We start from the raw sequence: 12,923 nt of genomic DNA on the forward strand, positions 1-12,923 counted from the left end.
AGATCAGGGGTCGAGGAGCAGTACGCGGCACGGCGGACACGCCGGCACCTCGTCGTCGCTGCCGCCCCGCACCTCGCGCCAGCCCCAGGAGCGCAGGGCGTCCAGGGTCCACAGGTCGGAGCGTTCGACCAGGGTGAGCCCGGTGGCGTCGCCGTGGTCGCCGAGCAGGCGGCGCTGGAGGCGACGGGCCAGGTTCCAGTCGCGGCCTGGGGACTCCCGGCGCACGCGGGCGCGTACGACGATCTCGCGGATCGCGAACAGCCCGTCGTGCAGCGGGAATCCGTACGCGCAGGCCGTCGCCGACCGCTCCCCCGCGCCCGTCTCCGCGACGAGCAGCGCGAAGCCGGGACGGCGCATGTCGGTGGCAAGGCGGATCAGGAAGGCGCGGCTGACGATGTCCCAATTCATCGGGTCCGCGCCGGAGTTGACGGCGTACAGGTCGCCGAGTTCACGGGTCCTGTCCGCTATCTGACAGCGGGTCAGCGGGCGTACCCGTTCGGCGTCCCAGGGCGAGGGGTCCTGAATGTGCTGTGTCATGAGGCGAGCCCTGCCCCCGGGCTCCGCCGTGAGCGGCCCCGGTGTCGTCGATCGCCGAGAACGGCAGGGGCGGCGGGCCGGTGCACGGGTAGCCCTCGGTTCTTTCACCGTACTGCGCACAGGTCCGGCACCGCGCACGGCGATCGAGGCCGCGGCAATGCCGACTGAGCCCGTCCCGTGCGCCGTCGCACGCCACACCAGGCACTTCCGCTCCCACACCTCCCTCCCGTACGAGTGACACGACGGGTTGGCCGGGGCGGGTGCGGGTGATGAGCAGGGAGGAACCACCCGCACCGCGCCAGACCCTCGTACGAAGGAGCGCTCATGCCCGCTGACACCCGGCAGACCAGCACCCCCAAGGAAACGCAGCGCTCCCCCGCCCGTCAGCACGACTACCGCACGCTCTTCGACGCCTTCGACGACGACCACAGCCAGGGTCTGTCGCGCCGCGAACTCCTCACGCACCTGGCGGCTGCCGGCATCCTCGAGGACGACCCGCGCATCCAGGGCATGCTGGCCGCGGCGGGCGACACGGAGATGGGCTTCGAAGAGTTCGTCAAACTGGTCCAGGAGCACAGCGGGCTCGTGCAGCGGGCGATGCGGGGGCGGCTCGCGGTGCCCGACTTCGCCGCGTTCGCCGGCGATCTCGACGGCATCCACCGGGAGTTGCTGCCGCTGCGCGGGGGCGCCGTCGCCGACTACATCCCGCAGCTGGCCCGGATCGATCCCGAGCAACTCGCCGTCGCCGTCTGCACGGTGGACGGGCAGCGGCACGCCGTCGGCGACGCGGACGTGCCCTTCTGCGTCCAGTCCGTGTCGAAGACGATCAGCTATTGCCTCGCCCTGGAGGAGCACGGCGTCGGGACGACGCACCGGCACGTCGGCCGCGAGCCCAGCGGCCAGAGCTTCAACGAACTCACCCTCAACCGGCAGGGCCGCCCGCACAACCCCATGATCAACGCCGGGGCGATCATGAGCTGTTCGCTGATCCACCCCCAGCAGACGCTCGCCGACCGCTTCGACCACGTCGCCCAGACCTGGCAGCGGCTGGCCGGCGGGCGCAGGCCCGGCTTCAACAACGCGGTCTACCTCTCCGAACGGCAGACCGCCGACCGCAACTTCGCCCTCGGCTATTCGATGCGGGAGTCCCGCGCCTTCCCCGAGGGGACCGACCTGCGCGAGACGCTGGAGTTCTACTTCCAGTGCTGCTCCATCGAGTTGGACGCCCGGATGCTCGCCACGGTCGCCGGCACGCTGGCCGCCGGCGGCGTGTGCCCGCTGACCGGGGACCGGGTCTTCTCGGAGGAGACCGTGCAGCACTGCATGTCCTTGATGACGACCTGCGGGATGTACGACTTCTCGGGCGAGTTCGCGTTCACGGTGGGCGTCCCCGCCAAGAGCGGGGTCTCCGGCGCCCTGATGGTCGTGATCCCGCAGCTGATGGGGATCTGCGTGTGGTCACCGCGCCTCGACGAACTCGGCAACTCGGTACGGGGCATCGAGTTCTGCCGCAAACTCGTCGAGCGCTACCAGGTCCATCCGCATGCGACCGCCGGTCCTGCCGGATCCCGCAAGGACCTGCGGATGCGCCGCAACCAGAGCGCCGTGGAGAGTGTCGTGGCGCTGTGCTGGGCCGCGAGCCAGGGCGATCTGGACGAGGTGCGCCGGCTCGCCGCGACCGGCACCGACCTCGGCGCCGGCGACTACGACGGCCGTACCGCCCTGCACCTCGCCGCCAGCGAGGGACGTACAGCGGTGGTCCGCTATCTGCTGGACCGCGGCGTGCCCCCAGATCCCCTGGACCGCTGGGGCGCGACGCCGCTGCACGACGCGGAACGCGAGGGGCACACGGGCGTGGCGGACCTCCTGCGTACCACCACGAGCGCGACCACGAGCGCGAGCGCCAGCGCGAGCGCCAGCGGCAGCGCCAGCGGCAGCGGCAGCGGCAGCGCCGCCAGTGTGCCGTCCCCGGCCGGGCGGTCGGCTTCGGGTGGCGCCAAGTCCCGTAACAAGTCCGGGACTTCGTGATGCTCAAGCGGCTAGCCGCGTGGGCGGGCCGGCTGCGCGGCCGTCATGCGCCGTACGCCCCACACCGCAAGCCCCGCCGCCACCAGGGGTGCGACGCGGCGGCCGAGGATGCCGGTGCCGTCGCTGCCGATGCCGTGGCCGGGCAGGAGGCCGACCCGCATGGTCAGTTCGCGGTTGGCCAAGTCCCGCAGGAGTGCGCGGAGTTGGTCCACGCTCGAGTTGCCGGCGACGATCAGTTCGAGCGCGCGGCGTGCTGTCTGTTCCTTGGAGAAGACGTCCCGGGCCAGTTCCACCATCACGTCCGTCAGGGCGTCCTCGAAGACGTCCAGGGCGGAGAGTTCGGGGGCGATGCGACGGACCGAGCCCTCGATGTTGGTGATGGACTTGCCGAGCATGCCGACCATCGGGCTGGTGCGGATGCCGCGACCGGCAGCGCAGCGCAGTACGTCGGTGAGGGCGACGCCGAAGTCGAGGTCCTCCAGGGCGGCGGAGGCGATGAGCGGCACCAGGCGGGTCAAGTCCTGCTGGAATCCGAGGAGATCGGCGAACGGCGTCGTGCGGCCCATCTCGGTCCAGGCGGAGGCGAGACCGCGGGCGTCGTTCTGGGCGAGGCTGGTGAGGGCCATGACGCCGAGCGAGCCGAGGTTGCGGTCGATGCGGCCGACCATGCCCCAGTCGATGAGGGTCGCGCCGTGCTCCGGGTGGACGAAGATGTTGCCCGGGTGCGGGTCCGCGTGGAACATGCGCTCCACGAAGTAGCCCCGGTACATGAAGGAGAGCAGGTCGGTGCCGATCCTGCGGCGCTGTTTCGGGGAGAACAGGGACAGGTCGGTCTGGCTGAGGGCGGTGCCCGGCGCCATCGACTGGAGCAGGATCCGCGGTGTCGCCCGATGGACCTCGGGGACGTTGATGCCCTTGAAGTCCCGCGCCATGCGCCGCCCTTGGGCCATGTGACGGGCCTCGGCGGTGAAGTCGAGTTCGGGCTGCATGCAGTCGAAGACGATCTGGAGCGTGGCCTCCACGTCCAGGACCGAGTCGATGCGGGGGACGGCGCGGCCCGCCACCCGCGCCGCGCGCCGCAGTTGGGTCATGTCGGCGTAGACGCGCGCCCGGGTGCCGGGGCGCTGCACCTTGAGGACGGCGACGCGGCCGTCGGCGAGGACGACCCGGTAGACCTGGGCGAGGGACGCGGACCCCAGGGGCGTATCCGTGTCGATGTCACGGAAGAGGGAGCGCCAGTTCGCGCCCAACTCCTCGCGCAGGACCGGCTCGAAGACGGTGAAGGGTTCTGTGTGGACGGAGTCCTGGAGGTGGGCCAGTTCGGCCAGGACCGCGTCCGAGACGACGTCCGAGCGCGTCGCCAGGATCTGGCCCACCTTCACCCAGAACGGGCCCAGCTCCTCGATCGTCTCCCGGATGCGGCGGGCCCGGCGGCGCTGGCCGGCGAGCGCGGCCCGGTCGACGTCGATGCGTTCGCGCGAGGCGAGCACGTCGGAGACGAGCAGGGTCATCAGCCGGCCCACCAGGAGATTGCGCCCCGGTCCCGCCCTCACGCCGACGCCCCGTCGTCCAGTGCCCCTGGCGCTCCCGATACTCCCGATACTCCTGGTGCTCCCGGCACTCCTGGTGCTCCCGGTGTTCCTGGTGCTCCCGGTGTTCCTGGTGCTCCCTGCCTTCCCGGCACTTCAGGTACGCCGAACAGGCCGCGCTGCGCCGGCAGGCAGGCCGCGACGACCTGGGCCACCGTGTCGAGCGTGCAGTCGGCGCCGGTGGACTCGTGCCGCACCCGCAGCCGCTCCCCCGCCTGCAGCCGGGCGCGGAACTCCTCCGGGTCCACGATGTCCCCGCCCGCCTCGGTGTCCCTCAGTCGGCCGTCGCGGGTGCGCAGCAGTACGCGCAGGGGACGAGGATCGTCAACGCCAGTCATGGGACTCCCCTGCTCAGCGGCCGAACAGGCGGGCGCCCGCCTCGTGATCCGCGCGTACGGTGAAGAACTGGCCGAGCGCATCCAGGAATTCGGCCTTGTCGACCCGGCCGTCCCCGTCGCGGTCGAGTTCGTGGAACGCCCGGTTGAGGTCGGCCGGGTGCAGCTTGGGCCCGAAGACCTTCCGGTACTCGGCCATGTCCAGATGGCCGCTGGCATCACCGTCCGCCGCGTCGAAGACGGCCGCCATCGCCGGGAGCAGACCGTCCTGTACGTACGGGGAGGCGGCGCCCTCGACCGGCAGGGTGCCGTTGACGAACTCGGCCCGGGAGACGCGGCCGTCGCCGTCCTCGTCGAGTGCGGACAGCTGCGTCCACCAGGCGTCGAAGGCGTCGTACACACGCTGTTCCGCGGCGTCGGTCAGATCGAGCGGCCAGCACACGCCGCGGGCCATCGCGTACAGGTCCTCGCGGGTGATGAAGCCGTCGCCGGTCTGGTCGAGGACGTCGTCGAAGAAGGCGGAGACCCGGGCGGGGCGGGCGTCCGGGGACGCGCGGCGCGGCCTGGGCAGCGGGCGGCGGGCCGTGCGCGGCTCCAGCGGGCCGCCGCCGATGGCCGCGGCGGCGAGGGGGAGGTAGCGCCGCCGCACGGGCTGCCCGGCGAGGGCCCAGCGTCCCGCGTGGTGCACCAGCCAGGACACCGCACGGTCGCGGCCGCTCGCCCGCAGCCCGATCCTGCGGCGGTAGGCCTCGGGCAGGTCGGCCCGCAGCACGGCGCCCATCACGGACCCGGCGGCGAGCCTGGCCAGGTGCCACAGCGGCTGCGGGCAGCGGGCGAGCCAGTCGGGGGCGGGCACGGTGGCGTAGAGCTCGCCCATGAGGTGGCGGACCTCCGGGTTGTCCTCCAGTTCCTCGGCGAGGACGGCGTCCCAGTGGGCGCGGCATGCCGCCAGGTCGCCGGGCACGACGCTGTCGGGGATGCCGAAGGCGACGGTGATCGTGCGCCACTCGTCCCACAGTTGCGTCTCTGCGGCCCGGGAGAGCGGGCGGCCGGCGAGCCGCTCCATCTCGACCATCGCGTCGAACAGCGTGAGGGCGATCCACAGGCGGCTCTCGTCGTGCAACCCGCTGTAGGCGCGGCCCTGTTCGTCGGTTCCGTTGATGTGCCGGTGGACGCGCCGGATGCGGGCGAACTCCTTCTCCCGGGTGTCCGCGTCGCCGTACGTGAGGCGTTGGAGGCTGTCCAGAGTGAGTTCGAGGCGGCGCAGCGGGCGGGTGCGGTACGTGGAGTGCTGGGCCAGGGCCGCTCCCCCGGCGGGCAGCGCGGCCTCCAGGACCAGGGCGCGGCCGGTGACGAGCAGCATGCGGCGTTGCCCGAGCAACCGCCAGCACAGGGAGCCGGGGCCGGGCAAATCGGCTGCAGCACCGGTGAGATGTTCAGGGGGGTGTTCGGTCACGCGGCGAAGACTCCCTAATCGCGGGCGTCCGCAAACCCCGAGCCTTGACCCCTCGCCTCCTTCAACCCCATCGAGTGAAGCGCCTGTCGAATTCCCGTGTGCATACGCTTGGACGCTTGCAGGCAAATCGGCCTGGGTACTGCCGAGTTGTGATCGACACGCACGTCATGGAAACCCTGAAGAGCACGAGCAGGACGTTCTTCCTCCCGATCATGCGCCTCGACGGGGAGCTGAGAGACACCGTCGCGGCCTACTACCTCGCCAACCGCGCCCTCGACGAGATCGAGGACCACCCCCGTCTGCCGCCCCACGCCAAGATCCGCCTGCTGCGCGGGGCGAGCCGGCTCCTGCAGCAGGAATCCTTCACGCCGGAGGACGTGGACGCCCTCCTCCACCCGCACCACGCCCACCTGCCGGCCGTCACGCACCGCTTCCACGAATGGGCCGTCGCCCTGCCGCCCGCCGACGTGGCGCCGCGGCTGTGGGACGCCCTGGCCGCGCTCGCCGACCGGATGGCCGACTGGGTGGAGGCCGGTTTCCGCATCCACGACGAGGCCGACCTGGACCGCTACACGTTCGCCGTCGCGAGCTCCGTCGGCATCACGCTCGCCGACCTGTGGACCCGGTACGCCGGGATCGTCACCTCGCAGGCCGGGGCCGTCGCCTTCGGCCGCGCCGTACAGGCCGCGAACATCGCCTGGAACCACGACGAGGACCTCACCCGGGGCATCGACTTCTTCCCGCCCGGCTGGACCTCGGCGGACATGACCCGCTACGCGCAGCGCCACCTGCCTGCCGCCCGCGCCTACACCGAATCCATCGCGCACGGCCCGATCAGGGACTTCTGCGCCCTCACCCTCGACATCTGCGACACGACGCTGGCGGCGCTCAGGGAGGGCACGCCCCTGGACCGGGCGACGATCACCTCACTCGCGTCGCGGTACGCCGTCCCCGTACAGGAGAATCGATGAACCTGGATGAAGCACGCACGCGTTTCACCGCCCTGCGGACCTCGGGCCGGCAGGCCGACGACGCCGAACTGGACGCGATCTGGGCGGCGTTGGAGACCGTACGCCCGGAGGAGATCCTCGGCCCGTGGCGCGGCGCGGAGTTCGACACGGGCCACCCCATGAACGGCCAGTTGAACACGGTCGCCTGGCACGGCAAGACCTTCACCTCGCCCCTCGACGTCAAACCGCTGATGTGCCGGGACGCCGACGGCGCGCTGTACTCGAACGTCGAACTCGGCAAGGGCGAGGCGACGTTGTGGAGCGTGGAGTTCCGGGGCGAGACGACGGCGACGATGGTCTACGACGGTCAGCCGATCTTCGACCACTTCAAGAGGGTCGACGCGTCGACGCTCATGGGGATCATGAACGGGAAGGGGGTGCTGGACGAGCGGGGGAGGCACTTCTACTTCGTACTCGAGCGGGAGCCCCAGGAGCCGTAGGAGCACTGGGAGCCCTCGGAGTCCTGGGGGTCCTGGGGGTCCTGGGGGTCCTGGGGGTCCTGGGGCCTGTCACTCGTACCGGTACTTGAGCGATTCCGCCTCGGTCCGCTCGATGTCGGCGATCGTCAGCTCCGGCATCCGCAGCTGGGCCAGCGTCACCTCGGCCGAGGTCGGCTGGGCGTCCGTCGGCAGCCACTGCTCCGGCTTCCACGCTCCGCTGCGCAGCAGGGACTTGGGGCAGTGCGGGTAGACCTCATCGATGCCGACGACCAGTGCGCTGGCCGGGGGCTTGCCCACGGCCGTCAGCTGGGACAGCAGGTCCTGGCGGGTGGAGACGCAGGCCCGGCCGTTCACCCTGAGCGTCGTGGTGCGCCCGGGTATGACGAACAGCAGCCCGGCCCGGCCGGTGGCGATGACGTTGTGCAGGGTGTCCAGGCGCTTGTTGCCGGTGGCGTCCGGTATCGCCAGGGTGCGCGAGTCCAGGACGGAGACGAAACCGGCGGGGCCGCCGCGCGGGGAGACGTCACAGTTGCCGTCGGCGTCCACGCTGGCGACCATGACCAGCGAGGAGCAGGCGATCAACTTACGCGTCTGGTCGGTGAGTTCGGTCATCTGCTTGCGCCGGGCCGCGTCGCCGGGATCTTCGTACACCTGGCGCAGCGCCTCCAGGTCGGACACGGCGTCGAGCCGGAGCGAGTCGAACGCGCTGGTGGCGAGGGATGTCGTCATGCCCCGACTCTAGGCGCCGCCCCGGGCCGCTCGACTGGGCCGAGGACGACAAGCCGGGAGCCCCGTTCGAAACGGTGGGGGCCGGCTGCCACAGTTGGGGGATGAACGGTGACTTCTTGGTCCGGCACCATGACCAGTTGACCGCGTGGCTGAAGGACGGGAACGCGGAGAGCCTCGACGCGTTCCTGGGCGCCCACCACGACGCCTTCGCGCTCGTGACGACGGACGGGGCGATCCTCGACCTCAAGACGCTGCGCGAGGCCCTGCGCGGGGCGGGCCGCAGCCAACCCGGACTGTCGATCGAGGTCGATGAGGTCACCAGCGTCACCCCCGAGGTGTTCCGGTTCGTGGAGCGCCACGTCGTGGACGGCTCCGTCGTGGGCGTACGGGTGGTGACCGCTGTGGTGGCGGACGGGTTGCTGCTCAGCGTGCAGGAGACCGCCCGCCAGTAGCCCCAACAGGCCCTTGACGCAGGGCATCCGGCTTCTCTGGAGCCGGCACCGCACCTCGGCGTCCGCGATCGCCACCGAGGAGCAGAGCGGGTCCTCCGTGATCAGCGGTGCGCCCTCGACGCGCCGCTCCTCGACCGTGAGGGTGCCCGTGCGGTACGGCATCCGGACCGTGGACAGGACGTTCGGCTCGCCGCCGAGGTCGTACGCGTCGTTGCGGGTCAGCTGCCGGTCCAGTGGATCGGAGATCTGTCCGGCACGGACACTCCGGCCGCCGACCCCAGCGGCGCCTGAGCCCAACTCCCTAGTCCGGGGCCCCACTTCAGGCTGGGGCCCCGGCGTATCCTGCCTGTTGAACTCCAGCCTTGGATCTATGTCGCGATATAGCGTTAGTCTGCTGGCCGAGACATTCGACGGACCAGGACGGAAGCATGTCGGGAGAGATTTCGCCCAGCGGTAAGCCCAGCGGTACGCCCAACGACGTGCCCAGCGATGCGCCCCCGTCGCCCGAGCTGCGGGCCTCCCACGCCGACCGGGACCGCGTCGTCGACACCCTGCGGATCGCCGCCGGTGACGGCCTGCTCACCGCGGACGAGCTCGACGAGCGCGTCGAAGCCGCCCTCACGGCCCGCACCCTGAGCGAACTCGCCCCGCTCACCGCCGACCTCCCGGCCGGCCCCGAGGCCAAGGACTCCGTCCGGATCGAGCAGGTCTTCAGCGGTTCGATCGAGCGCGTCGGGCGCTGGGTCGTCCCCCGTAGGCTCGAGCTCGCGGTGACCTGGTGCGACGTGACCCTCGACTTCACCGACGCCGTGATCACGCACGACCGCCTGCACATCAACGTGGCCATGGCGGGCAAGGCCCTCACGATCATCACGCGCCCCGGCGTCGTCGTCGACACCGACGGTCTGCTCCTGGTCCACTGCAAGCTCAAGCAGCGCGGGGCGCCTGCGACGGGCCTCGATGCCCACATCGCCCTGCGGGTGGAGCTGACCGGGCAGAAGGCGCACGGGCGGGTCGTGGTCCGACCCGCCCGCCGCACGTTCGGGCAGTGGCTGCGACGTGCACGATGACGCCGCCGGACCCTGAACTCATACGCGAAGCGCTACGCGTCCTCCGCCCCCTCATCGACACCGCCCACGTCGACGCCTACAGCGACGATGACTGGCCGTACGACGTCCTCGACGCGTACCAGGACGCGCTGTCTCTCGCTCGCGACGCGGTCGCGGCCGGTACGCGGTCCAGACGTGCGGACCCCGGGATGGGCATCGACATCGACGTCCGCGACGACGCCCAGTTCGAGATCCTGGTGGCCCTCGCCCCCTTCACCATCAACGCCGAGGCCCGCCAGGGAAACCGGCTGGTCTTCAGCGCCTCCGACTCGGGGCACTCGCTGTGGTTCGACGCCGAACTCACGAACTCACCTGGCACAGTTGAGGGGTGACCGGTGACTTCCTGGTTCGACACCATGACCAGTTGACCGCGTGGCTGAGGGATGGCGACGCGGAATGCCTCGGCGCATTCATGGGCGCCCACCACGACGACTTCGAGCTCGTGACGACGGACGGGGCGATCCTCGACCTCAAGACGCTGCGCGAGGCCCTGCGCGGGGCCGGGGGCAGCCAACCCGGGCTGTCGATCGAGGTCGATGAGGTCACCAGCGTCACCCCCGAGGTGTTCCGGTTCGTGGAGCGCCACGTCGTGGACAGCTCCGTCGTGGGCGTACGGGTGGTGACTGCCGTGGTGGCGGACGGGTTGCTGCTCAGCGTGCAGGAGACCACCCGGCGATAGGGGGACCCGGTGGGACGCGTCGGGCCCGTCTGGTCCGGGCGGTATTCCATACGGGCTATGGCGACCCTAGGCTGCGCCGTATGACGGACTATCTGCAGGTCGCCACCGCAACTGCCAGCAGGGAAGAGGCCGTTGCCCTCACGAGGGCCGTAGTCGGCAGTCGACTCGCTGCTGGTGCTCAGGTGATCGGCCCGGTCATCACTGCGTTCTGGCACGACGGGGCGTTCGGAACGGGGGAAGAGTTCCGCATCCTGTTCAAAACGCGTGCCGACCGCTATGCCGACCTGGAAGCGTTCGTCATGGCGCACCATCCGTGGGAGCGGCCCGAGCTGAACGCGGTGTCGTTCGTCGAGTCGTCGGACACTTATCGCGAATGGGTGGACAAGACGCTCGGCTAGATCTGCTCCCGCTCCAGCAGGTCATCGACTTCCGGTACCCCGCGGTGCTTGGCGAGCGCCTGCACGGTGGACATCAGGCGCCGTCGGGGCCGCACGGACGCGACTCCGGCGGCCAGTTCCAGTGCCCGCCCCGCGGTCATCGCGGCCGCCTCAACCTCGGAGGCGGCGAGGTAGGACTCGGCCAGCCACGACAGGTAAAGGGCCTTGTCCCTGGCGTGGGTGTCGTCGAATCGGTCCAACACCGACTCCAGGACCGGCACCGAGCGCAGCGGACGCCGCAGTTCCGTCCAGCACCGCCCTTTCATAATCTCCAACTCGTCGAGGTCAACCCACGCTGCCCAGTCGGGAGGCAGGTCACCCCCCTGCTCCAACAGGGCCGCCTCTGCCGCGTGCAGAGCGGCCTCGGTCTCACGCGCCTGGCTCGCTACTGCGTGAGCCCACGCCAGTCGCTCCAGTAACAGCGCCCGGACGCCCGCCGGCGCGTCCGCACCCGCCGTTCGACATGCCTCGGCCGCTATCGCCACAGCAGCGCTCTTGTCGGCTGCCGAGTGCTGGTAGGCCAAGAACGCCAACGCGTTGCCTGACAAAGCGGCGTCACCCGCCTCGCGGGCAGCACTCCCACTCGCCTCGTACAAGCCCTGTGCCTCCGCGTGACGGCCCGAGTCAAAGGCTGCCCACCCCGCCTGCTGCGCTTGCTCCGCGAGCACTGACCGAAGCGCCCGACCGGTGGCCTCACCGTAGCTGTGGTCCCTCACCAGAACCCGGGTGGACTGGTACTCCCCCAGGTACAGGCGGAAGGTGTCGCCTCCGCCCAACACATCGTCGAGCTTGCGCAGGCGTGCAGCGCGCCGGCGTAGTTGGTGAGGAACGTTCGCGCCAATGTGGCGCCCTCTCTCGACGGGGGGCAGCGCCAAGGTGGCTGCGACGGATCCCGTGTTGCGTACAAAGTCCCTTCGACGCACGTTCTCTCCGTCTCGCGTTGAGTTGCTCACCTCCCACGGACGGTCGGCGAGTCCCAGCAGGCGCCCCGGAATGCGTAAGGCGTCGGCGATGACGGCGATCTTCTCGAAGCTGGTGACACTTCCGCGCCCCCCTGCGAGGGTCCCCACGCGTTCCGGCTTTATGTCGCATTCGGCGGCGATCTTGGAGTAACTGATTCGGGCGTGCGTACGCGCCAAACGGAACACCGCGCCGAAGTCGTGCGCCTTGATGGCTGACTGCATCTCTGGCAAGTCAAGAACGTTCCGTGGCACTGCTGTTGCAGGTAGGTACTCGCTCATCCGGTGCCCCATTGCGCCTGCTGATGGATACCAGTGTCACCGCAAAGTGATCGTTCAGCCTACCCATGATGGGGATACCTCTCGGCGGCAAGCCATGAAGCCCGTATCGGACGACAGTTGGGACACCAGCGGGACGAACAGAGGAATACGTCGTGAGCGTCGTGAACCCAGCGCATCGGCAGGACCGGGCCGACTTCGGATCTACGTCCGATGAGGCCATCGACTTCCCTGCGGTGCGTCAGGCTGCCGGCGCCGTCGAGGGGTTGGAGTTGATGGCGACGAGTCGTCCACAACTGGTCCAGCACGAGCGGATCTTGACCGGGCTGATGCGCCGCATGATGCGTGATAACCACCCGGACCAGGAGGTGGCGACAATGACGGCCTTCCGTGCCGCGTGCCGGGTTGTCGACTCCCCGACGCGCCCCACGAGCAACGACTCCGACTATCGGGTCTACAGCCACGTGAAGAACCTTGCGCGTGCGGCCGCGTGCCTGGCCGATGTCCTGGATCCCCGGCCCGCGGAGGACGAACAGTGAAAGCCGCCGAGGTTCGCCGGATGAGACGCCTCCCGGCACCCCTGCGGACGCGCATCTGGGAGGCGCTCATCGCGACGGCGCTCACGGCCGCAGCGGTCACCGCGTGGGGCATCGCCCTGCTGCATTCCCTCTGAGACCTCGCCCCGACCCAGCCCAGTGCGGCGGGCAGCCAACAAGGAGAGCGACCCGTGTCAACTCCCCCCGTACCAGGCCCGGACCGTCCGGGCAGTCCCCTTCCACCCGCGCACGACACAGCACCGAGGAGGTAGCCGCATGTCCGGAAAGCACGCAGGACCGCCGGAGGACAAGCCGTGGACCCCGCCGCCGACCCCGCCCAGCCCGGAC

General features: G+C 70.4%; 15 protein-coding genes. 9 read left to right on the forward strand and 6 right to left on the reverse strand.

The window, feature by feature from the left end; all coding sequences use genetic code 11:
* Positions 1–3 precede the first annotated feature (3 nt).
* Complete coding sequence (locus tag ACIBUY_RS14095) at positions 4–537, reverse strand: hypothetical protein (RefSeq protein WP_399152680.1); 534 nt, start codon at positions 535–537, stop codon at positions 4–6.
* A gap of 324 nt (positions 538–861) precedes the next feature.
* Between ACIBUY_RS14095 and glsA the strand changes: the two genes are divergently transcribed.
* Positions 862–2,565 (forward strand): glutaminase A, encoded by a 1,704-nt coding sequence (gene glsA / locus ACIBUY_RS14100; RefSeq protein ID WP_399152681.1) that lies wholly within the window; start codon positions 862–864, stop codon positions 2,563–2,565.
* A gap of 11 nt (positions 2,566–2,576) precedes the next feature.
* Here the strand turns inward: glsA and ACIBUY_RS14105 are convergent, their stop codons facing one another.
* The 3 genes from ACIBUY_RS14105 to ACIBUY_RS14115 are packed head-to-tail and all read right to left on the reverse strand — an operon-like array spanning position 2,577 to position 5,945.
* A complete protein-coding gene (locus tag ACIBUY_RS14105; RefSeq protein WP_365565051.1) occupies positions 2,577–4,118 on the reverse strand; it encodes an AarF/UbiB family protein in 1,542 nt (513 codons plus the stop codon).
* Positions 4,115–4,492: a collagen-like protein gene (locus ACIBUY_RS14110; RefSeq protein ID WP_399152682.1), complete on the reverse strand. Its 378-nt coding sequence runs from the start codon at positions 4,490–4,492 to the stop codon at positions 4,115–4,117. The genes ACIBUY_RS14105 and ACIBUY_RS14110 overlap by 4 nt, the downstream gene beginning before the upstream one ends.
* Before the next feature lie 13 nt (positions 4,493–4,505).
* Entirely contained in the window at positions 4,506–5,945 is a 1,440-nt protein-coding gene (locus ACIBUY_RS14115; RefSeq protein WP_399152683.1) for an oxygenase MpaB family protein, read from the reverse strand.
* Between the two features lie 167 nt (positions 5,946–6,112).
* On the opposite strand from ACIBUY_RS14115, the gene ACIBUY_RS14120 reads away from it, so the two are divergent.
* Both ACIBUY_RS14120 and ACIBUY_RS14125 read left to right on the forward strand, forming a co-directional pair.
* Positions 6,113–6,916 carry a squalene/phytoene synthase family protein gene (locus ACIBUY_RS14120; RefSeq protein WP_399152684.1) on the forward strand — a complete coding sequence of 268 codons (804 nt, stop codon included), beginning with the start codon at positions 6,113–6,115 and terminating at the stop codon, positions 6,914–6,916.
* Complete coding sequence (locus ACIBUY_RS14125) at positions 6,913–7,395, forward strand: DUF4334 domain-containing protein (RefSeq protein ID WP_365565062.1); 483 nt, start codon at positions 6,913–6,915, stop codon at positions 7,393–7,395. The genes ACIBUY_RS14120 and ACIBUY_RS14125 overlap by 4 nt, the downstream gene beginning before the upstream one ends.
* Positions 7,396–7,464: 69 nt before the next feature.
* On the opposite strand, the gene ACIBUY_RS14130 is transcribed toward ACIBUY_RS14125, so the two are convergent.
* Positions 7,465–8,124 (reverse strand): MSMEG_1061 family FMN-dependent PPOX-type flavoprotein, encoded by a 660-nt coding sequence (locus tag ACIBUY_RS14130; protein WP_365565065.1) that lies wholly within the window; start codon positions 8,122–8,124, stop codon positions 7,465–7,467.
* A gap of 101 nt (positions 8,125–8,225) precedes the next feature.
* On the opposite strand from ACIBUY_RS14130, the gene ACIBUY_RS14135 reads away from it, so the two are divergent.
* The 5 genes from ACIBUY_RS14135 to cutA all read left to right on the forward strand — a co-directional run bounded on the left by ACIBUY_RS14135 (position 8,226) and on the right by cutA (position 10,762).
* A complete protein-coding gene (locus tag ACIBUY_RS14135) occupies positions 8,226–8,576 on the forward strand; it encodes a hypothetical protein (RefSeq protein WP_399152685.1) in 351 nt (116 codons plus the stop codon).
* A gap of 428 nt (positions 8,577–9,004) precedes the next feature.
* Positions 9,005–9,646, forward strand: a complete 642-nt coding sequence (locus tag ACIBUY_RS14140) for a DUF1707 domain-containing protein (protein ID WP_399152686.1) — start codon at positions 9,005–9,007, stop codon at positions 9,644–9,646.
* Positions 9,625–10,017 (forward strand): hypothetical protein, encoded by a 393-nt coding sequence (locus ACIBUY_RS14145; RefSeq protein WP_399152687.1) that lies wholly within the window; start codon positions 9,625–9,627, stop codon positions 10,015–10,017. The genes ACIBUY_RS14140 and ACIBUY_RS14145 overlap by 22 nt, the downstream gene beginning before the upstream one ends.
* A 32-nt stretch (positions 10,018–10,049) precedes the next feature.
* Positions 10,050–10,364 (forward strand): hypothetical protein, encoded by a 315-nt coding sequence (locus ACIBUY_RS14150; RefSeq protein WP_399152688.1) that lies wholly within the window; start codon positions 10,050–10,052, stop codon positions 10,362–10,364.
* Positions 10,365–10,444: 80 nt separating this feature from the next.
* The gene (gene cutA, locus ACIBUY_RS14155) at positions 10,445–10,762 is read left to right on the forward strand and encodes a divalent-cation tolerance protein CutA (RefSeq protein WP_365565079.1); all 318 of its coding nucleotides are present in this window, start codon (positions 10,445–10,447) and stop codon (positions 10,760–10,762) included.
* On the opposite strand, the gene ACIBUY_RS14160 is transcribed toward cutA, so the two are convergent.
* Complete coding sequence (locus tag ACIBUY_RS14160; RefSeq protein ID WP_399152689.1) at positions 10,759–11,985, reverse strand: XRE family transcriptional regulator; 1,227 nt, start codon at positions 11,983–11,985, stop codon at positions 10,759–10,761. The genes cutA and ACIBUY_RS14160 overlap by 4 nt on opposite strands.
* A gap of 209 nt (positions 11,986–12,194) precedes the next feature.
* On the opposite strand from ACIBUY_RS14160, the gene ACIBUY_RS14165 reads away from it, so the two are divergent.
* Positions 12,195–12,578, forward strand: coding sequence for a hypothetical protein (locus tag ACIBUY_RS14165; protein WP_399152690.1), 384 nt, complete (start codon positions 12,195–12,197; stop codon positions 12,576–12,578).
* The last annotated feature ends 345 nt before the right edge of the window (positions 12,579–12,923 follow it).

Origin of the sequence: Streptomyces sp. NPDC050085 (assembly GCF_044460595.1) — a bacterium.
GTDB lineage: Bacteria > Actinomycetota > Actinomycetes > Streptomycetales > Streptomycetaceae > Streptomyces.

Excerpts from the sequence above, each read along its gene's own strand:
- ACIBUY_RS14095 (WP_399152680.1), bottom strand. The coding sequence starts at position 537 with ATGACACAGCACATTCAGGACCCCTCGCCCTGGGACGCCGAACGGGTA.
- glsA (WP_399152681.1), top strand. The coding sequence starts at position 862 with ATGCCCGCTGACACCCGGCAGACCAGCACCCCCAAGGAAACGCAGCGC.
- ACIBUY_RS14110 (WP_399152682.1), bottom strand. The coding sequence starts at position 4,492 with ATGACTGGCGTTGACGATCCTCGTCCCCTGCGCGTACTGCTGCGCACC.
- ACIBUY_RS14120 (WP_399152684.1), top strand. The coding sequence starts at position 6,113 with ATGGAAACCCTGAAGAGCACGAGCAGGACGTTCTTCCTCCCGATCATG.
- ACIBUY_RS14125 (WP_365565062.1), top strand. The coding sequence starts at position 6,913 with ATGAACCTGGATGAAGCACGCACGCGTTTCACCGCCCTGCGGACCTCG.
- ACIBUY_RS14130 (WP_365565065.1), bottom strand. The coding sequence starts at position 8,124 with ATGACGACATCCCTCGCCACCAGCGCGTTCGACTCGCTCCGGCTCGAC.
- ACIBUY_RS14135 (WP_399152685.1), top strand. The coding sequence starts at position 8,226 with ATGAACGGTGACTTCTTGGTCCGGCACCATGACCAGTTGACCGCGTGG.
- ACIBUY_RS14140 (WP_399152686.1), top strand. The coding sequence starts at position 9,005 with ATGTCGGGAGAGATTTCGCCCAGCGGTAAGCCCAGCGGTACGCCCAAC.
- cutA (WP_365565079.1), top strand. The coding sequence starts at position 10,445 with ATGACGGACTATCTGCAGGTCGCCACCGCAACTGCCAGCAGGGAAGAG.
- ACIBUY_RS14160 (WP_399152689.1), bottom strand. The coding sequence starts at position 11,985 with ATGCAGTCAGCCATCAAGGCGCACGACTTCGGCGCGGTGTTCCGTTTG.